The organism is Tenacibaculum sp. AWR4_210, assembly GCF_056160945.1.
Window position 1 is genome coordinate 165,107 of sequence record NZ_JBSWYF010000001.1, and the last position, 20,077, is coordinate 185,183.

The following is a 20,077-nucleotide window of genomic DNA, read 5'->3' on the forward strand; positions in this document are numbered from 1 at the left end:
TGCTAAAGTCCCCGAATTGATTGTGTTAAACAAAGTAACAATGTTCTGATGAAATTTAGCGTCAAGAAATTTCTAAATTTATGTTAAACTCAATACGCGTCTATTTTAACGAGTTCAACGGTTTGTATACCCTGTGTTCGCACTTCTATATGATTGACATCATTGATTTGGTGTATCGGAAAATTCAATTCAACTTCGCCCGATTCATGTAGGGTATATGGAATTTCATAAATTCCTTCTTTACTGTGTATATAAATAGAATTGCTTTGAATTTCCCATGTTGCCTGATTGCTAAATCCGTTGATAATTTGTACATCACGTTCTAGTTTTTGGGTGATATTGTTGGTGGTAGACGTGGTCACCATGGTAAACCTTCCTTTTAATTCGAGGCGATGATCGTGATGAAAGGTAAAAAACATTTGGTAGTTTTTACCAAATGAACTGACTGTACCTTCAAACTGAAAACCTCTATAATACCCTTTGGTAACACCTGAAACTTTGTAGTTGTCTAATTTCCAGTTCCCTATCAGGGTTTTGTCCGTTAGTATGTCATTAGGAAGTTCTCTGTGGTCTCTCGTTGAACAAGCGGCGATGCCTATCAAAATAAGGCAGCAAACAAGGTATTTTTTCATAACAGATTTCATAGAGAAAAATTTTTCCAAAAATAGAAAATAATTAGATTTGAATAAATTTAATCACATGAAGAATTTAATAGTGGCCAGCACTTCCACAGTGCATGGTTCTGGATATTTAGAATATATATTGCCTACGTTGAAAACGCATTTCGCGGGGGTGTCGACCCTGATTTTTATTCCATTTGCTCGTCCTGGGGGCATAAGCTACGAAGATTATACTTCCAAAGCAGCTGAGGCTTTTTCAAAAATTGGCATCACAGTAAAAGGAATTCACAGTTTCGAAGATCCAAAAGTTGCAGTCGCTGAAGCGGAAGGAATTTTTACAGGTGGAGGAAATACCTTTGAGTTGGTAAACCAATTATACCAACACGATTTGATTGAGGTTTTGCAAGAAGCATTGCTCGGAGGAACTCCTTACTTGGGGACGAGTGCAGGAAGTAATATCTGCGGTGTTACTATGATGAACACAAATGATATGCCTATAGTTTATCCGCCTAGTTTTAATACGTTGGCAATGATTCCATTTAATATCAATGCTCATTATTTGGATCCGGATCGAGGTTCGACACACATGGGAGAAACGAGAGAAACGAGAATTAAAGAGTACCACGTTTTTAACAGTACCGCGGTGTTAGGATTGCGAGAAGGAAGTTGGCTACGCGTTCAAGGAGATGAAATTTCTTTGGAAGGAGAGCTTTCAGCCAGATTGTTTGAACAAGGAAAAGCTCCGAAAGAATTAGCGTCAGGAACCTTAATAAATCTATAAAAAAGTGAAAATCCTTGGGATTGGCAGTTCCCAAGGATTTCAGACATGTTTTGTTATTATTTCCCCTAATAAAAACACATCTAGATATAGACACTTATCATATATAGAACGTCTAAATCCAAAGAATATTTTTACAAAAGGATTTTTTTGCAGCGAATGCTAATTTTTTCATTTTCGACATTAGTGGTAAAAAATGCATAGATGTCACCACCGTCTTTTATTTGTGTTTCTTTCCGCAGTTGGGCAACAGATTTGGGAAAATTTCGAATAGCTATGTTGGCCTTCTTTTCTGGAAATTGCTTTTTGACCAATTTCTTATTGTACTTAAAGCACTCTTCGACTTCAAAAGTTCGACCTGGAAAATGAGCGATCAACTCTTCAGAAGTATACAAGTGGGAATGCTTGTGCAATTTACTGAGTTTGTATTGAGCAGCGACCTCTTGGAAACCTCCCGATTTTAAGACTGCGGCATTGGGTTCATACAGAAACTGCTTGGGTGCTGAATACTCAACAATAGGGGATGCGCCTAAAGTAAAATCGAAGTGCTGTTCTGGAGTAACGTCCAAATTTACTGTTTTAACTGACACCGGACCGGTGTAGTTTTTTTCTAATATAAACAACAATTCCTTCACCTCACTTTTAAGGGCGACAACGTGAATTTCCTTGATAAACTTTAATTCATTACTACAGGACTGAATATCCAGTAAAGGGGAGTTTTTCAGTACTATAGTAGCTGCCTTTTCAAAAAGAAAATCTAAATTTTCTGGCACATTAGGCAAGCAGTCTTTTAATAAAAACACCTTTCCTTTAACATCGTGTCTTCGGGACGGGTCAATATATATGACATCGAAATTCTCAACCGAATTTTTCAGAAATTCTAAGCCATCACCAGCAAAACAGGTTACTCCTGTATTTTTTAAAATCTTGTTGTTATGAGCAACCGTTGCGGAAAGTGCTTCGTTAATTTCACAGTGAACTACACGCTGAAACTTCTTTGCAAAAAAGTGAACGTCAACACCAAACCCTCCAGTTAAATCGATCAAGGAAGTTCCTTCAACTAACTGCGCTTTATAGGAGGCAGTAATCTCTGAAGAACATTGTTCAATACTAATTTTTGGTGGGTAATAGATGTTGGTTGTACCAAACCACGTCGGCATTTTTTTTTCAGACTTTTCTTTGGCGATGATCTGATTTGCCAATTCCTGAATCGAGACATCTTGAAAGGGACTTCCCTTTAAAATAAGGGAATTGATGTCTGATTTTAGGTGTTTTTCGATAAAGTTTTGAATGTCAGAAGCTAAGATGTTTCCGTTCATATATAATCAAAATCTGTGAAATTATACTAGTATAAGTAATGCAAAAGTAAGTATAAATAACGTTAAAAAAACTTAAATATTAATTCAAATTTTGTTACGTTTGCCACCTTCGAAAATTAAAAAACTATAGTTAAATATGAAAAAAAGTATTTTATTGATTGCTATGTTCTTAGTAGCAGTAAGTGCACATGCACAGTTTTACATTTCAGCAAGTGGTGGATATTCTATACCAAGTGCAGGAGTGCGTTTTGGAACTAAAACTACTGCAAACGGAATTGAAAATACCTATGGAAGTTATGGAGAAGGGATACATACTCAATTAAGAGGTGGATATTTTTTCAACAATTCATTTGGTGTGGAAGTTGGATTGGGATATTTACACGGAGAAGATCAAACATCAGTATTCGTTGATTTACCTAACCAGCCTTTAGTAGATATCAAAGCAAGAGGTAGAGCTTACGGAGCTTCTGCATCTGTAGTTTATAAATTCACAAACAATTTCTACGGTCGTGTTGGAGCTTTAGTAAAAGTTGGAGGTAGAACAGAAGCTTTAGGAAGTATCAAAGGAATTACTTTGCCAGCAAACACTTTACCAGGAGTGCCTATCGCTACTACCTTAGATATTGACTTTGTACACGATTACAGAGGTAGATTACCTTTGGGAGCAATCGCAGCTATTGGTTATAAGTACGACCTTAGTAAAAATGTTGCCTTTTTCGTAGAAGCAGAATACATGGGAATCAGTGTAACAAGAGATACTTCTGAAATGTCTCAATTTTCTGCAATCATCAGACAAAATGGTGCTTCATTAAGTGTTGATCAAGTACGTCAAATTATGGCTGCGACGAACAACCCATTAGCGCCAATCTTTAATCAAAATATCGAGTACGTTGATGAGTTACCTTTAGGTGCTGATCAAAATGGTGCGAAACAATTATCGCAAAAAGTACCGTATTCTTCATTCGGAATCAACTTTGGTATTACTTATACTTTTGGTAAGTAATCCACTGATTTTTTATAATGTGTATGTAGGAGAGACTTCGGTCTCTCTTTTTTTTTGCCTTCATACTAAAATAACTTACGAGTCAAAAAATTCTGGAGCTGTTGTTAGATCAAGAACAATTTTATGTATTCAGAATCAATTTTACTAAGCTAAAATCTTGGATAAGCAAGTACTGATTTTTAATAGCAGTAAATAACAAAGACAATGATCGTTCTTTTTTTGGTTGATTGTAAAATTCTCAGGTGCAATATTTACAAATAAGCAAAAATTGATAAAATTCAACCTCTCTGAGAATCGCGTATTTGAAAACAATCTGTGGAGTTATACAGAATACGCGATTTTCATCAAAGCTGAAAATTAGATAAATTGTCATAATTCTGGACATCACATCATAATAGGAGAGTGCGTTTTCATTTTGGACCCAAATAAAATGTAAAAATTTCAAGCCCAACTTATTAAACACTGTAGGTAGCTAGCTTCGACTAGGAATTTCCGCAATTCTGTAAGTATACTTAAAGAGAATTCATAGGAAAACCGATGTAAAATTCGCATGTGATCATTGTAAACCCAATTATAAAGAGATAACTATTGTTTTCAATTGTAATATATCTGATTATTTATGTAACATTTATCGCATAACTTATTTGTTTTCAGTTAATTAATTCGTGTTACAATTATAAATTCCATGGAAAAGATTTTAACTATAAGCTTAGTTCATAGCGTAGGTGTTCTTGGTGATACAAGCCTGTAAAAACCAATATTAGCCTGTATTTTCTTTCAGAATGGAAAAATTCAGAATCGTTGTAACCACTTTTGGGCGATATAGGGCACAATAGACGAGAATTTCAAAATACCCCATCCAAAACTGGGTGTTTTTGTACGTTTTAAGAGACTATTTTATTGGAAAAAATTAGAGTTAACTTCATTTTAGAACATAGCTTCTAATCTGTTAAAATAAGAGTATTCTACACGAAGAACACTTCTTGAGAGTAGCGTATTTACAAATAGATGGGGCGTAGGTCGCAAAAATCAAGTAGTGCCGGGCCATAGCGACGTACTAGTCTACAATGAGCGTATTCACAGGAGCAAATAAAGCTTCACGGAATCAACTATGAGGTATATCAATAATTGATCTTAGCAGGCATGGCAAAAACTCTTCCATAAATCAGCGGATGTTTCAGAGTAATTGAGAACTCCCTAGAGATAGTGACAGCTAGAATCTAACTATTCTACCAAATGTTTCGTAGTAAATTAAGATAATAAAAAACTAAGGGCCAATCGTGTCCCAGCGCACAGAGCTTTCAATTGTAATAGGGCTAGTTATTTATGTAATATTTTTAACATAATCTATTTGTTTTTAATGGTTTATAGTGTATTACAATTATAAATCCCATGGAACATACTATAGCCATATGCTTAGTTATTAACTGTGGGTATTGTAGGTGATGGAGCTAGCAAAAACAAAGATTAGCCAGTATATTCTGTCAGCATAGAAAAAATGTAGCATCGTTGTAGCCACACACATGATAATTTGAAAATACGCTATCCAAAATAGGGTGTTTTTTTGCGTTTTAAGAGGTTTTTTTATTGAAAGAAAATTGATTCAGCTTGCATTAGTACTATGCCTTCTAATCTTTTAAAATAAGGGAAAAGCTTGAGTGCATCGCTTCCTGAGAGTAGCGTATTTTAAAAAACAGGGGCTGTTGGTTACAAAAATCAAGTATCAGCGCATCATACGTACGTGCAGCCCGACAATAAGGGTATAGGCAAGAGCAAGTGCCCAGTTAACTTTGTGTACCATGACAAAGAATAGAAATCTGATCTTGATTGAATCGTAATTTTAGAGACAATACTTTTCTTCAAAATATCTAAGAGTTGAACCTAAGAGTGTGCTAGCTTGAGTTAGCGTCAGCTAGAATTAGAGTACTTTACTATATGTTTCGCAGTGAGCCAAAATGATACGAAACTATATGGGGAGCTAATACCGTACATCGGCATCTATCTCCTTGCAACAGGAGTGGAACAAGCGCTGTATTCCATATGGGAGTTGCAAGCGCGCACTTTTATTCAGAAACAGCGCGATCTCGAGCAAAAGTAAGTTGCTGAGAATAGCATATTTTAAAATATGCTGTAGATAGTTACGAATACGCTTGTTTGCAAATGAAATTCTGCGGAAAAAATCGGGCTAAGACAACCTTATTATTTATTATAATCTTCAAAACTTCCATCATCGTACAATAAGATTATTTTAACTAATTTTTTAGTTGTGTTAACCTCTTGCGTTTTCGTTTCATTAGATCCTATGGCGTCAAAAGTCGAGAAGAGTGAAGGAGCTTCTTTACTTACCGTCTTTACTGGAGGCTCTTCAATTGGTTTTACTTCAGGACTAGGAGCAGGGGCTTGCTGAATTTCTTGTGTTTTAGGAAAACTACCCGTTCCATTCAACAACCAGTACAAATCTACGTCCGGATAATTGTCAATGATCTTCAAAACGAAATCTAAACTCGGTTTGTTACGACCAGACATTAGGTGAGAGATACTTGAACGTTGTACATCAATACTATCAGCAAAAGTTGACAATGTTAAATTGTAATAACGTACTATTTCTTTAAGACGAGAGATGATTGCTTCTGAATTCACAAATGTAATTTAAAGGTTTCGTATACAAATGTAAATAGAATTATGATATTATACAAGTTTAAATCATATTATATGAATAGTATATATAACTTGAAGTTATTCAATAAGTTAGACATCATAGAATCTTGTAAATCAACAAGTTAAGTATCAAGTATAAGTTTTATCTATACGCCTTATTTTGTCGGTATATACAAATGTATATCTGCTATCTAAGGAGAAAACGAGCTGTTTACAGTCGTAAAAAAGGATAATTTGATAATAAAGTTACAAAATAGGAGGGTGGAAAAGGAACATTTGTAAACATCGTTGTAATATTACAATTGTAACTAGTTTACAAAGTATAAATACGAGTGTATGTACCCTAAATGCTAACAACTAACAGTTTTTCCCCTAAATAGCTATAAATAAACACCTTAAATGCATATAAATCGTTTACAAATGTTATAAATGAGCCATAATCAGCTAATATTACGCTATTTAGAGGCTATATTAGCCCATTTTGGGTATAAATAACTAGTATACTGATAGTTAGCTCTATAAATGGCTGCTTTTTAAAGATATTTGACTCTAATTTGTTGATATATAACGGATTACACGCTATTATTTAAAGTGTTAGTACTGATTACATATGTAAATTACAATTGTCAACTAGTATTGTTTACATTTGTAACAAGAGCTCCCCGGATGTATTTTACTTCTGTAATATGATCTGGCCTGCTTTTATGATTACAGTTGTAATCTTCTGTACATATGTTCAAAGCTGGATATTGCTAACCTCGGTAATTAAGGGCTAAGTTTGAGTGAGTAGGTCGTTCGTAAGAATTCGTTATACGTGATACATACCCAGTTTATTTTCAAATACGCAATTCTCAGGCTTTCGTATTTATAAGGTACGACCGCACGCTATAGTGCTCTTTTCTATATGCTCGATTTTCTTATAGAACTAATAGTAAGTGTTTTAATGGTTGCTCGTCACGATTCCATTAGGTCGTATGATGTAACCTATAAGTATGGTATGATTTTATTAGGTGTATAGGACGTCCTTTTAAAATCTAGCTATGTTGTATAAAAAAAGCCTAAGTATCATTTGATAACTAGGCTTTTAAATTATGGGATGAATGTAGTTAGGTGTATAGGCTCAATGTAAATGTTGTTTTACCCTTTGATGAAACAAAATGGATACTCCCGTTATGTGCCTCAATAATACTCTTACTTAAGGTGAGTCCAATACCTGAACCATCCTTCCTGGTAGTAAAATAGGGTACGAATACATTGGCCTTAATTTCTTCTGAAATTCCGATACCGTTATCGGTAATATGAATGTGGGTACGGTAACGCTCATGAACAATTTGAATTGTAATTAGAGGTTCTTTTACTTCGGATAATGCATAGATACAATTCGAAATAATATTTATAATCACTTGTTCCAATTGATTTTTATCGGCAAGGACAGTGCTATTATCAGGAATTTGTACGGTTACCTTGATAGCATTGTTTTCAAAATCTCCTTGAAATAGCGAAAGGGTGTTTGTTATCAGTTGGTTAAGATCAATTTGTTCCTTCGCTGGTAGTGGTAGTTCGGCTAATTTCCTATAAGTATCTACAAAACTGGTCAAATGGCTCGATCGTCTTTTTATTACTTGTAGGCCGTGGGCGAGTTCTTCAACAGTATCTTCATCCTCAGGATCATCTTGTAAAATACTGTATAAGTTTTCAGCCAAGCTACTAATAGGAGTAATGGTATTGATAATTTCATGCGACATTACGTTCATGAGTTTGTACCAAGCTTCTTTCTCTTTTTTATCAATCAACTGCTGTATCGTTTCCAAACTGATAACACAGTACTCGTATGAATTGGTCGTTGTAATTGACGATTTTATAAAAAATGTTTCTTCTTTTTTGTTAATTTTTAAGGTAATGGTATGTTTAAATTCGCGCCACTCTTCCAGAAATTCATTGAGTTTACCCAATCTTGTTTTTAGTAAAGACCATTTGTACATTTTGGGAATCTGAAGAAAATTAATAAAAGCATTATTTAACTGAAATACTTCAATCGTATGGTTACGATCTCTCCTTAAAATGAGTAAACCTATCGATAAACTCTCAATAATATTGACAAATATTAATTCTTCAGAACTTTTTCTAAGACTTTGTTTTCTATACTTTTCTTGTAAGAGTGCTGTTTTGTTGTAGAGAGGAACGTTTCTTTTGGCTGAAGAAATGGTATTTGAGTAATCGTTGTGAAGTAAACAGTCAATAGACTTTTCTACTTCAAGGAGTACATTTTTAACATAATCAATAATGAGATACGCTTGAAATAAAAGGACCAATACAAATACAATGCTGTTAATTAGGTAATTGTATCGTATGCTCATGTAGATAGCAACGGAGTTCACTGAAAACAGTAGTAGTCGGATTGTGAGTTGTATATAATGTTTAGTTCCCATTATAATTGATGTTTTTCTAATCGTCTATACAGAGCCGCGCGGGTTAAACCGAGTTCTTTAGCTGCACGAGAAATGTTGCCTTGGTGTTTTTCTAGCGCTTTTTGAATTAATAATTTTTCAGTTTCCTCGAGGTTAAGCGATTGCAGTTTGGCATCGGGTAGTTGTTGTGATGAAAAATGGAGATCTTCTGTTTGAATGATTTCTGTATCACTGATAATAACAGCACGCTCAATTATATGTTCTACTTCGCGGATATTTCCAGGCCAATGATATTTCAAAAGCGTTTGCATGGCTTCTTTACTAACTTTAGCAATAGGTTTGCGGTATTTTTTTGTTAGTTTTTCCAAAAAATGAGTGACGAGCAACGGAATGTCTTCCTGTCGATTTCGCAATGCTGGGAGGTTTAGTTCAATAGTGTTAATACGAAAAAGTAAATCTTGTCGGAACGTTTGGTTGTTAACCATTTCGTGGATAGGAGCATTGGTAGCACAGATGATCCTAACATCGATGGCCCGTTCTTTTCCTTCTCCTAGTCGAGTAACCTTTCTGTTTTGAATCACAGTCAACAGTTTTGATTGAAGGTGAAGCGGAAGATTTCCTATTTCATCGAGAAAGATGGTACCTCCTTCGGCCAACTCAAATCGTCCTATGGTATCTTTATGTGCATCTGTAAAGGCTCCTTTGGCATAGCCAAATAATTCACTTTCAAAGATGTTTTCATTGAGCGCTCCTAAATCAACATGTATAAAAGGTTTTGAACTCCGCTTTGATTTTAAGTGAATCTCTTTCGCAAATACGTATTTTCCAGTTCCATTTTCACCCAGAATTAAAATAGTCGCATCGGTGGGGGCGACCTTATGAACCAACTTAATAGCCGATTCCATGGCAGGAGCTCGTCCTATGATATGTTCCGTTTTATGATGGAAGTCTTTGTCTTTAACTTCTTGTATATGTTGTAGTTGATGTGTTTTTCGTTTAGACCTTGCCAATTCAACACCGGCATTAACCACAGCATATAGTTTTTCGGTATTCCAAGGTTTTAAAATAAAGTCAGTGGCTCCTTGCTTAATCGCTTCCACAGCCAAATGTACACTTCCGAAAGCAGTCATGAGTACCACAGTTGTTGACGGACTTAACTCTTTTATTTGCTTAAGCCAATACAATCCTTCTTTACCATCTTCAAATCCTATTCGATAATTCATGTCTAACAATACTACATCTACTGGATTGCTCAATAAGAATTCCCTAATTTTTTTAGGATTGTTGAGGGTGTTGATGGCCGTAAAGTATTTTTTTAAACTGATACGTGCTGAAAACAGGATGTCATCATCATCGTCTACTATTAATATGGTAGCTTCTTTTTTTCTCATACTACATAATTACATAATTGTATGATAGTGAACAAATTATTGTTCGAATACGAACACTTTTCAAAACTCGAAACAATCTAAACTATTGATTGTTAATGAATTAAATCGTTGTTTTTTTGTTGGCACATTTGTCGCATATAGCTAAGCAACACAAAAAAACTATTATGGACAAACAGTTGAAACCTAAAAATAAATCCTCAAAAAAGATGCTTATTTATGGAATTCCCGCGGTGGTACTTGTTGGAATCTTATTGATGAATTTGACGCGAAAAAAACAAGTAAATCTAGATCGCAATGAAGTGAGTATTCGAGCGGTAAGTCAGGGAGAATTTGAAGATGTCATACTTTTTAACAGTACCGTGGAGCCCAAAACATCGGTATTAGTAAATGTAATTCAGGGTGGTTCTGTGGCTGAAGTATTTGTTGAAAGCGGTCAAATGGTTAAGAAGGGAGCACCTATGTTAAAGGTATACAACCCATCGGCAGAACTCAATTACCTCACTCAAGAAACAGCAATAGTTGAACAGATAAATAATTTGAGAAATATTCGTGTAAATATTACCAATCAACAATTGAATCTCGATCAACAATTATTACAAATAGATAACGATTTTAAAAATGCCGAACGTCAGTTTCAATTAGATAGTAAGTTGTATAAAAAAGGCGTGGTAGCTAAAAATGACTATGAAAAATCCAACCAAGAATTCATCTACCAAAAAGAACGTAACGGTGTTATAAAACAATCTGTTTCAGAAGGTAAAAAAAGTAGAAATGTTCAATTACAACGCATAAATAGCTCGATAACTAACATGCAAAAAAGTCTTGATTTGTTGCGAAAGAACAAAGAAAATTTTACGGTTAAAGCTCCTGTTAGTGGTTTGTTGTCTTCATTTAATCCAGTATTAGGTCAAAACTACAATCAAGGAGAGTCGGTAGGGAAAATTGCTGTGATGGATGGCTATAAATTGGTAGCCAAAGTAGATGAATATTATATTGCTAAGCTAGAAGAAGGAATTAAAGGGAAAGTTGCTGTGGAAAACACCCCGCATGATATTGAATTGCATAAAATTTATCCCGAAGTTGTGAATGGGCGCTTTACAGTGGAGCTGCGTTTTAAAAACGATAGTATGCCTGCAAACTTAAAAAGAGGAATGAGCTTAAAAAGTAAGGTATTCTTGTCGAGTAATAGCAAAGCTTTACTGATTACCAAGGGGCCGTTTTATCAGTCTACCAATGGCAAATGGGTATTTGTTGTAAACGCTGACAACAAGGCTGTAAAAAGAACTATTAAAATTGGAAGAGAAAACCCATTTTACTATGAGGTGTTGAGCGGGTTAGAAGAAGGTGATCGGGTAATTACTTCTAGTTATGATGATTTTAAGGATATGGAACAACTCAATATTAACGAAAAATAATAGCGACAATGAGATTAGTGTTTATTTTAACTACTTGGTTTTTAGGGTGTATTGCAAGTGGTACCTTGGGCTCTTTAACTACAGAAGGACCCCGAAATGACAAACAGGAAATAACTTCTAAGTTCAGTAACTTTTCCGGGAATAAATCGCATTCATTGGCAAGTATACATACCGAACGGGTTTGTGTGGTTATCGATGCGAAACTCACACGAGGGGAGTTGGTATTTGAGATCGTGGATTCGAAAGGAAAAGCTTTGTGGAAGTCGGGTGTTGTAGACCGTCGTTGTGCAGCAATTCTGGTGCTTCCAGTGATTAGTAATGAGCAATATCGCCTGCAAATAAAAGGGAGTAATGCACAAGGAACCTATCAATGTTATTGGATGGAGCAGCAACCTAAAGAAAAGAAAGAGACAGTAGAATAAGTTAAAGCAAGTGGGAGCCTCAAATCTCACCACTATTGAATTAAAGATAATAAGAAATAAAAAATAACATACGATGATTACAATTGAGAATTTAGTAAAAACTTACAGAACAGAAGAAGTAGAAACAACGGCCTTAAATTCCCTGAGTTTGACGGTAAAAGAAGGAGAATTTGTATCTATCATGGGAGCCTCCGGTTGTGGTAAATCTACGTTACTAAACATCATAGGATTATTAGATGGACCAGATGAAGGAAGTTATTCCTTTGATGGATTGGAAGTGGCTGGCTATACCGAAAAAGAACGCGCTGGTGTACGTAAAGCTAATATAGGGTTTGTGTTTCAAAATTTTAATCTTATCGATGAGCTAACGGTTTTTGAAAATGTCGAGTTGCCTTTGATCTATAACAAGGTAAAAGCTTCGGAAAGAAAAGAGCGTGTACAGGCAATCCTAGAGCGTATCGGAATTGCCCATCGCGCAAAACACTTTCCACTGCAATTGTCAGGAGGACAGCAACAACGCGTTGCCGTGGCTAGAGCACTGGTAACGAATCCAAAATTAATTTTAGCGGATGAGCCAACGGGGAATCTCGATAGTAAGAGCGGAAATGATGTAATGGAACTACTTACAGAATTGCACAGCAGTGGAGCGACCATTATTATGGTTACTCACTCGTCATACGATGCAAAATTCTCTTCGCGTATCGTGACTTTAAAAGATGGTGAAATTGTATCGGAGACATCGAATAAGCAGGAAGTTGATGTTCTTGTGCAGTAATTAATACGCGCTCAAATGATAGGAATTTGGTTTAAATTATTTTATCGCAATAGTATCAAAAACTGGATGAGTACCCTTGTTAATATAGGTGGATTGTCTTTGGGATTGCTCTGTTTGCTGATCGGGTTGTCATATTATGACAGCGAAGTGGCGTACGATGCTTGGAATCCCCATAAAGATCACATCTATAAAGTGGGACATCGTTTTTCTGATGGTCAGGTTTTTGATGATAGTACGCAGCCAGAAGCGGCCAAGTGTAAGGAGCTCATCCCTGAAATAACGGATGCGCTTAGTATGCCGTCTTGGTATATGGAAGATTTGCTACAGGTAGGAGAGCGTAGCTTTTTCTCAAAAAAAATACTGTATGCACAACCTAATTTTTTTGAATTTTTCCCACATCCAATACGTAAGGGAAATAAAGACGAGTTATTCGCAACCAAGAATTCCATTGTTATTGCTGAGGAAGTAAGTGAACACCTGTTCCAGAAAAGCAATCCTATAGGCAAAGCACTGCGCATAGGAAAAGATACGTATGTGGTGAGTGGAGTTTTTAAGCAGCAAAAGGCCTCTACAACCTTACCACAGGTGGTGATATGGGACAGTGTGAATAAAAATCAAGCCAATAATTGGGGAGCCTACTCGCAGTATACCTATTACAAAATAGCCGATGATGCAGTGATTGCCAATGTCGAAGAGAAAATACTACAAGTATTTATAGATGAGTACTATCAAAAAGAAGCAACGCAAGAAGGAATCTCTTTGGATGCTTATTTAGAACGAAGCGGATCCGTTCCCTTTTTAGAAAAATTGGCTGACTATCGCCTTCATGGGAAAGGTGACTTAGGTCCCTTAGAAGGGAAGGGGAACTATTTATTTCTAATGCTTAGTATTTCCTTAGCATTACTCATACTGCTGATATCTACCATTAATTTTATCAACCTTTCTTTTGCCAATGGCGTAAAACGCTCGAAAGAAGTAGGCGTTAAGAAAGTATTGGGCTTGGCAAAAAAATGGTTTTACTTGCAGTACTCAGGTGAAATAGCCCTACAAATAGGCATTGCTGTAGTAGTGGCTTTTGGAACAGCTGAGTTTGTTTTACCCCTGTTCAACGATTATTTTGGTTTGAACGTCTCTGTTATTACAGGAATGCTATTTGTTAAAATTGTCGGAATTGCCTTGCTGATAAGTTTACTGGTAGGAATCCTGTTCAGTGGATTTTTGGGAAGAATGGAAACACTTACTGCCTTAAAAGGAAAATTAGGAAGCCCAAAGAGTATTATGGTTTTTCGAAATACCATGCTTGCAGTTCAATTATTCTTCGCAGGATTTTTCTTAATCGGCGCACTGATTGTAAAATCACAGGTCAACTTTATGAATACTAAAGAACTCGGATTTTCTGGTGAAGGAGTAGTAGTGGTACCCATGGCAAAGGGTGAAAACAGATGGCAACGCTATCAACTGGCTAAAGCGGAATTCGAGAAGAAACCTTATGTCATTAGTGTTTCTTCTAGTTTAGAAACCCCAGGAAAAGATGAAGACAACTCCAACAATGTGGAATATCGAGATGCTTTGGTGGACTGCAAAATGAATACTGTTGATTACGGTCATTTTAAGATGTTGGATATTCAGTTTGTAAAGGGGAATTCCTTTAGTTCTAATACTCCGGCGCTTACAGCCGAAAGTATAATTATGAATGAAACCGCCATTTCTAAATTAGGTATCCAAGCACCAATCGGTAAAACGGTAACCGTTTTTGGAAAACAGTTCACCATAAAGGGAGTGGTAAAAGACTATCATTTCGAAGGTTTTGAACGTGAAATTCGTCCCGTTTTTTACCTACATTATTCTGGCATAGATTGGTTAAAATACAATCTTAACGCCGTGCACTTTAAGCTTGATTTGACTAAAGTACCCTTAGCACTGGATGAGATTACCAAGTTTTGGCAAGAAGAGCTAGAGCCTGGGTATCCATTTGAATATCGCTTTGTAGACCAGCAGTTTAAAAAGACATTTGAAACCTATAAAAGACAACAATTGTTTTTTAGTGTTTTGACAATCATAATTATCAGTGTCTCTTTGCTGGGCTTGCTTGCACTTTCGTCTCTGGTAATTCAACAGCGTTTAAAAGAAGTGGCCATTAAAAAAACACTGGGAGCTTCTGTACGTGAATTGATGGCTGACTTATTGCTAAATTTTGTCAAGGTAGTACTCATTTCCACTGCTGTGTTGATACCCGTTTCCTATTGGGGACTCAATCAATGGTTAGACAATTTTGCCTACAGAATATCCATGCCCATCTGGCCCTATATGCTCAGTCCTTTGGTACTGCTATGCCTAGTTATTATGGTGGTTGGGTTTAAGGCCTACAGGGCGACAAAAGTAGATTTAATTTCACATTTAAAATTTGAATAAAATGTTTAAAGTTTGGCTCACCCTTTTTATGCGTAACAGCAGAAAAAATGGAATACATACCTTTATTAATATTCTGGGCTTGACCCTGGGATTGGCAGGGCTGCTATTAGTACTGTTGTATATGGCAGATGAAAAGCGATACAATCAGTGGAATCCCTATAAAGACGATATTTATAGAGTAGCGAACATCAAACCAGATAATGGGATTTGGTATACCAGTACTTCTGGTCAAATGATATACTATGAAAAAGATATTCCTGAAGTACTCGAAACCATTATGATTTCTCCTTTTTATAGAGGACGGGTACTCAGCAATAATACACAGCATTATTTTACGGAAAAGCTCACGTTTACCGAGCCGAATTTTTTTAACTTTTTTCCGCTAGACATCCTAGAGGGGAGCATCGATAACTTTTCGAAGACTCGAAAACACATCGCAATCTCCGAAAAGGTAGCGACCGCCTTGTTTGCTAATGAATCGGCAGTGGGTAGAATGCTGACCATGGACGAGAAACAATATACCGTCGCATGTGTCTACAAAACACCGACAAAAAATCATTATGAGTCAGAGGTTTTAGTGCCTTTTGCTACCCCTTTTGAAGAGCACTGGGGAAATTATCAAAACGAATTGTTTTGTAAAATCCAGTCAGGAACGGCTATTGATGAGCTGGAGAAAAAAATGGACCGAGTACTCCTAGAACGCAATATCAAACCAGAATTGGATAAGATGGGGTTGAGTATCGAAGAAGGGCGATCGCGCTATGGTTTTATGACCACGGGTCTGGAACGTCTTGCTGATATTCGCTTGCACCACATTGCCGATTATGCCGGACCTTCTGGAAAAGGAAACTACGAGTTGTTAATTACCTTATTAGGCTTGTCTGTACTGCTCATAGTTATTTCATGTGTAAACTTTATCAATCTCTCTACAGCTGCATCGAGTCAAAGAGCTAAGGAAGTAGGAGTGAAGAAAACATTGGGACTTTCCAAACTTCAATTGCAGTTCCAATACGTATGGGAAATCTTGGTGCAAGGGATGCTCGCTTTTTTAATCGCCTTAGTTTTGGTGGAATTGAGCTTGCCTTATGTGAACGATTTCTTACAAAAAGAACTCAGCTTGTTTGATGAAGCTATTGCCTTGACCGTTTGGGTAATTACCCTAGTGTTAAGTGTATTTATTGGAAGCATTCCAGCTATATATCTGTCGAACTTCAAAGCGGTGGAAGTACTTAAGGGAAATTACGCTCGAAGTAGACGAGGTAGAACCCTTCGCCATGCAATGCTAGGGTTACAGTTTGTAATTTCTGGGTTCTTCTTAATTGGAGTACTCGTTATTTATAAGCAAATGAGTTTTATCATTACTAAAGATTTGGGCTATCAAAAAGAGCAAATAATAGATGTGAGTGTTTTTAATATCAATGATGAGTATGAAAAATACCAACGTATCAAAGCCGCCTTAGCTTCACATCCTGGAGTTGCTGATATCTCGACCTGTATGTTAGTTCCCGGTGAAGGAAATATGAATGGTACTGCATTGCGATACAAAGAGGAAGGCTTTAATGCCGGAGCTAATAGTATTGACTTTAATTACGTACAATTTGCAGGCTTAAACATGGTTAAAGGGCGTGAATTGTCTGAAAAATTTGCTTCGGATACCATTCAAAATTTATTGATAAATGAGACTGCAGCAAAGCGTTTAGGAATTGCAGAGGATCCGATAGGAAAGCGAGTTAGTTTAGGGTGGATTGACGAAGGCGATGATCGTAAACTGACGGTTGTCGGTGTGGTTAAAGACTATCACTTTGACGGGCTCGATAAAAAAATTGATCCGATGTTCTTTGTGCATCCCAATACCTTTCCGTTCACTAAAAATTGGATTCATTCCATACAATTTAAACTGAAAACAACGCCAAATATGGAGGAAACTATTGCGGATATAGAGCGTTTTTGGAAGGAGAACATCGACAATAAATATCCATTTAGTTACGAATTTTTGGACAAGAAATTTGAAAAAACCTATGAGAAATACAAAAGACAACAAGTGATGTTTTTCGTATTGTCTTCAATCGTAATTCTGATGGCATTACTTGGGTTGTTTGCATTGGCCACCTTGAATATACAACAGCGTTTGAGAGAAGTGGCCATTCGAAAAACACTCGGAGCTTCTGTTAGAGAAATAATGACCCAATTACTAAAATCCTTTATCAAAGTTACTGTAATTGCCTCTTTCATTATGCTCCCCATTGCCTATTACTTTATGCAAAACTGGCTCGATAATTTTGTTTATCGCATTGACATGCCTTGGTGGCCTTATTTGGCTACACCCGTAATCCTTGTGATATTGGTGATCCTAGTAGTAGGAGGAAAGGCTTATAAAGCCACTAAAATTAATTTGATTAACTATTTAAAGTTTGAATAAACATGTTAAAAACTTGGTTTAAACTATTTTTTCGAAACCAAAAAAAGAATTGGTTGAACACTGCAGTGAATATTTCTGGATTGACCATTAGTTTGGGAGTGCTGCTGCTGGTATTGTTGTATTTAAAAGATGAAAAGAGTTACAATAGTACAAACCCTTATAAGGACAAAGTATACCGAGTTGTACATCAAATGTCGGACATGCAAATATGGACAACAAGTACGGCAATAGAAGGGAAAACCTATTTGGAAGAAGTGCCGGAGGTAGCGGATTTTTATTTGAGTAGGGGATGGTACGATGCCGATTTGGTAACGTATCGAAATAAAAAACACTATACTCGAAATATATTAATGGGAAATGCTCGCTTTTTTGACTTCTTTCCATTTGAGATCGTTCAAGGTTCTAAGTCTAAATTTAAAGAAGCGAAAAACCACATAGCCTTGAGTAAAAAGCTTGCGACGACCTATTTTGGGAAAACCAATCCTATAGGACAAAGCATAGAAATCGAAAACATTAGTTATATCGTGACTACTGTTTACGAAATAACAGGCAAGCACTATTTTGAACCCGATATGGTACGCCAATTCCAAGAGGAGCCCGAAGGCCATTGGGGGAGCTTTTCGTACAATCTATTATTGAAATGCAATGACGTTATTGATATTCCCGCCTTAGAACAAAAATTTAACGCGGTGTGGGTAAAAAAACAAGCTGAACCCCAGGCTAAAAAAGATGGTTTGAGTGTAGCAGAATGGGAACGTAAGTACGGAACAAAAGTATTGTTGGAACCCTTGAATACCATACGACTTGATAGCTATACCGAAGAAGGTGGACCTGAGGGTAAAGGAAATTATAAACTCATAGTAATCATGTTGTCACTGGCAGTTTTATTACTTATTATTTCCTGTGTCAATTTTATCAACCTCTCTTTGGCATCGGCGAGTCAACGAGCAAAAGAAGTTGGAGTTAAGAAGACTTTAGGGCTTACGAAATTCAATTTGATGAGTCAATACATGTTGGAGGTACTGGTCAAAGCAAGTATCGCCTTTGTATTTGCACTGCTGATAGTTGAACTAATTCTACCTTCTTTCAATCAATTTATAGGGAAGGAGCTGGTGCTTTGGAACGAGCTGACAGCAGTATTTCAGGTATTTTTAGTAAACGTGTTCATTGCCCTAATTATAGGTTATTTTCCCGCCTTGCACATGGCTAAGTTCAAATCTATTGAAGTATTAAAAGGAAGTATTTCAAGAAGTAGAAAAGGAATTTTTGCTCAAAATATCATGCTGGGTGTTCAATTTTTGATTTCTGGATTTTTCCTGACGGCATCTATAATAATTTACCAACAAGTAGCGTATATGATGGCAAAAGACTTGGGATTTGCGGGAGAACAAGTTGTCATGATAACTATGAATGCTAGAGAAGACCGTTATGACAAATATCAACTGGCAAAAAAGGAACTCATCAAACACTCGCATATCGAGGAAGTTTCTAGTAGTTTCTTTGTTCCGAATGGAGGGAGTTCCAATTCCACGAATACCTCGTATGGAGATAATTTGGCACAATCGAATTCCAATGCAATCGATTTTAATTACCTCGATATGGTAGCTATTGAAATGCATAAAGGACGTCAGCTAGACCCTAATTTGGCTTCGGATACAATTAGCAATGTGCTCATTAATGAAACGATGGCGAAACAACTGGGAATTTATCAGGATCCCTTGGGTAAAAAGATCAAAATCGGTTTCTCTTCAGATGATGAGATTGATAAGTACACCGTAGTAGGAGTAGTAAAAGATTACCACGTTTTTGGACTGGATCGTAAAATTCCACCGACCTTCTTTTGCCATTGGAATACCTTTGATTGGATTAAGGAATATAATTTTTACAATATTCAGCTTAAAGTAAATCCCGAGAATATTCAGGAAACCATGCAATTTGTCGAAAAATTTTGGCGTCAAAACATAGAGCAAGATTATCCTTTTAGCTATCGTTTTCTGGATAAGAATTTCCAACGTACTTTTAGGAAGTACACACGTCAAAAAACACTATTTTCAATACTCACTTATATTGTAATTGTCATCTCGTTATTAGGGCTTTTCGCACTGGCTACCTTAACCATACAACAGCGCTTAAAAGAGGTGGCGATTAGAAAGACCTTGGGGGCGAGTGTGCAAGAGCTCATGTTGCAATTAATGAAAGGATTTTTAAAAATTACACTGATTGCATCAGTCGTTTTAATTCCCATTGCTTATTTCTTTATGCAGGAGTGGTTAGACAATTTTGTGTATCGCATTGATATGCCGGTAATTCCGTTCGTGATCACCCCAATTATCTTGGCTGTACTCGTCTTTATAGTGGTGGGCCTAAAGGCCTTTAAAGCGACGAAAGTAAACCTGATAAAATATTTAAAATTTGAATAATTGCTTCCTAAAATAGTATAGTTTTGTAGTGGCAAAT

The 20,077-nt window shown here is 36.3% G+C and carries 13 protein-coding genes; 8 read left to right on the top strand and 5 right to left on the bottom strand.

Annotated elements, in window-relative coordinates:
- Positions 1 to 89: 89 nt before the first annotated feature.
- Complete coding sequence (locus tag ACXAG7_RS00680; protein WP_476665591.1) at positions 90 to 644, bottom strand: hypothetical protein; 555 nt, start codon at positions 642 to 644, stop codon at positions 90 to 92.
- 55 nt (positions 645 to 699) lie between these two features.
- Here ACXAG7_RS00680 and pepE point away from each other — a divergent pair, with 55 nt between their 5' ends.
- On the top strand, positions 700 to 1,401 hold the full coding sequence (gene pepE, locus ACXAG7_RS00685; RefSeq protein WP_476665592.1) for a dipeptidase PepE: 702 nt from the start codon (positions 700 to 702) through the stop codon (positions 1,399 to 1,401).
- A gap of 131 nt (positions 1,402 to 1,532) precedes the next feature.
- Here the strand turns inward: pepE and ACXAG7_RS00690 are convergent, their stop codons facing one another.
- Positions 1,533 to 2,717: a class I SAM-dependent methyltransferase gene (locus ACXAG7_RS00690; protein WP_476665593.1), complete on the bottom strand. Its 1,185-nt coding sequence runs from the start codon at positions 2,715 to 2,717 to the stop codon at positions 1,533 to 1,535.
- A gap of 136 nt (positions 2,718 to 2,853) precedes the next feature.
- Here ACXAG7_RS00690 and ACXAG7_RS00695 point away from each other — a divergent pair, with 136 nt between their 5' ends.
- Positions 2,854 to 3,720, top strand: a complete 867-nt coding sequence (locus ACXAG7_RS00695) for an outer membrane beta-barrel protein (protein ID WP_408043597.1) — start codon at positions 2,854 to 2,856, stop codon at positions 3,718 to 3,720.
- Between the two features lie 2,199 nt (positions 3,721 to 5,919).
- Here the strand turns inward: ACXAG7_RS00695 and ACXAG7_RS00700 are convergent.
- From ACXAG7_RS00700 to ACXAG7_RS00710, 3 genes are all read right to left on the bottom strand, one after another.
- Positions 5,920 to 6,360: a helix-turn-helix domain-containing protein gene (locus ACXAG7_RS00700; protein ID WP_476665594.1), complete on the bottom strand. Its 441-nt coding sequence runs from the start codon at positions 6,358 to 6,360 to the stop codon at positions 5,920 to 5,922.
- Positions 6,361 to 7,484: 1,124 nt separating this feature from the next.
- Entirely contained in the window at positions 7,485 to 8,807 is a 1,323-nt protein-coding gene (locus ACXAG7_RS00705; RefSeq protein ID WP_476665595.1) for a sensor histidine kinase, read from the bottom strand.
- The gene (locus tag ACXAG7_RS00710) at positions 8,807 to 10,177 is read right to left on the bottom strand and encodes a sigma-54-dependent transcriptional regulator (RefSeq protein ID WP_408043600.1); all 1,371 of its coding nucleotides are present in this window, start codon (positions 10,175 to 10,177) and stop codon (positions 8,807 to 8,809) included. Before ACXAG7_RS00710 ends, ACXAG7_RS00705 begins: the two co-directional genes overlap by 1 nt.
- Before the next feature lie 164 nt (positions 10,178 to 10,341).
- Between ACXAG7_RS00710 and ACXAG7_RS00715 the strand changes: the two genes are divergently transcribed.
- From ACXAG7_RS00715 to ACXAG7_RS00740, 6 genes are all read left to right on the top strand, one after another.
- Positions 10,342 to 11,592: an efflux RND transporter periplasmic adaptor subunit gene (locus ACXAG7_RS00715; protein WP_476665596.1), complete on the top strand. Its 1,251-nt coding sequence runs from the start codon at positions 10,342 to 10,344 to the stop codon at positions 11,590 to 11,592.
- 8 nt (positions 11,593 to 11,600) lie between these two features.
- Positions 11,601 to 12,014: a hypothetical protein gene (locus ACXAG7_RS00720; protein ID WP_476665597.1), complete on the top strand. Its 414-nt coding sequence runs from the start codon at positions 11,601 to 11,603 to the stop codon at positions 12,012 to 12,014.
- Between the two features lie 73 nt (positions 12,015 to 12,087).
- A complete protein-coding gene (locus ACXAG7_RS00725) occupies positions 12,088 to 12,789 on the top strand; it encodes an ABC transporter ATP-binding protein (RefSeq protein WP_476665598.1) in 702 nt (233 codons plus the stop codon).
- Positions 12,790 to 12,804: 15 nt separating this feature from the next.
- Complete coding sequence (locus ACXAG7_RS00730) at positions 12,805 to 15,201, top strand: ABC transporter permease (protein ID WP_408043604.1); 2,397 nt, start codon at positions 12,805 to 12,807, stop codon at positions 15,199 to 15,201.
- Position 15,202: 1 nt separating this feature from the next.
- The gene (locus ACXAG7_RS00735; RefSeq protein WP_476665599.1) at positions 15,203 to 17,620 is read left to right on the top strand and encodes an ABC transporter permease; all 2,418 of its coding nucleotides are present in this window, start codon (positions 15,203 to 15,205) and stop codon (positions 17,618 to 17,620) included.
- 53 nt (positions 17,621 to 17,673) lie between these two features.
- Positions 17,674 to 20,040 carry an ABC transporter permease gene (locus tag ACXAG7_RS00740; protein ID WP_476665600.1) on the top strand — a complete coding sequence of 789 codons (2,367 nt, stop codon included), beginning with the start codon at positions 17,674 to 17,676 and terminating at the stop codon, positions 20,038 to 20,040.
- The last annotated feature ends 37 nt before the right edge of the window (positions 20,041 to 20,077 follow it).

What these genes read in the sequence shown, in the direction of transcription:
- ACXAG7_RS00680 (WP_476665591.1), bottom strand. Translation starts at nt 644, where the DNA reads ATGAAATCTGTTATGAAAAAATACCTTGTTTGCTGCCTTATTTTGATA.
- pepE (WP_476665592.1), top strand. Translation starts at nt 700, where the DNA reads ATGAAGAATTTAATAGTGGCCAGCACTTCCACAGTGCATGGTTCTGGA.
- ACXAG7_RS00690 (WP_476665593.1), bottom strand. Translation starts at nt 2,717, where the DNA reads ATGAACGGAAACATCTTAGCTTCTGACATTCAAAACTTTATCGAAAAA.
- ACXAG7_RS00695 (WP_408043597.1), top strand. Translation starts at nt 2,854, where the DNA reads ATGAAAAAAAGTATTTTATTGATTGCTATGTTCTTAGTAGCAGTAAGT.
- ACXAG7_RS00705 (WP_476665595.1), bottom strand. Translation starts at nt 8,807, where the DNA reads ATGGGAACTAAACATTATATACAACTCACAATCCGACTACTACTGTTT.
- ACXAG7_RS00710 (WP_408043600.1), bottom strand. Translation starts at nt 10,177, where the DNA reads ATGAGAAAAAAAGAAGCTACCATATTAATAGTAGACGATGATGATGAC.
- ACXAG7_RS00715 (WP_476665596.1), top strand. Translation starts at nt 10,342, where the DNA reads ATGGACAAACAGTTGAAACCTAAAAATAAATCCTCAAAAAAGATGCTT.
- ACXAG7_RS00720 (WP_476665597.1), top strand. Translation starts at nt 11,601, where the DNA reads ATGAGATTAGTGTTTATTTTAACTACTTGGTTTTTAGGGTGTATTGCA.
- ACXAG7_RS00725 (WP_476665598.1), top strand. Translation starts at nt 12,088, where the DNA reads ATGATTACAATTGAGAATTTAGTAAAAACTTACAGAACAGAAGAAGTA.
- ACXAG7_RS00730 (WP_408043604.1), top strand. Translation starts at nt 12,805, where the DNA reads ATGATAGGAATTTGGTTTAAATTATTTTATCGCAATAGTATCAAAAAC.
- ACXAG7_RS00735 (WP_476665599.1), top strand. Translation starts at nt 15,203, where the DNA reads ATGTTTAAAGTTTGGCTCACCCTTTTTATGCGTAACAGCAGAAAAAAT.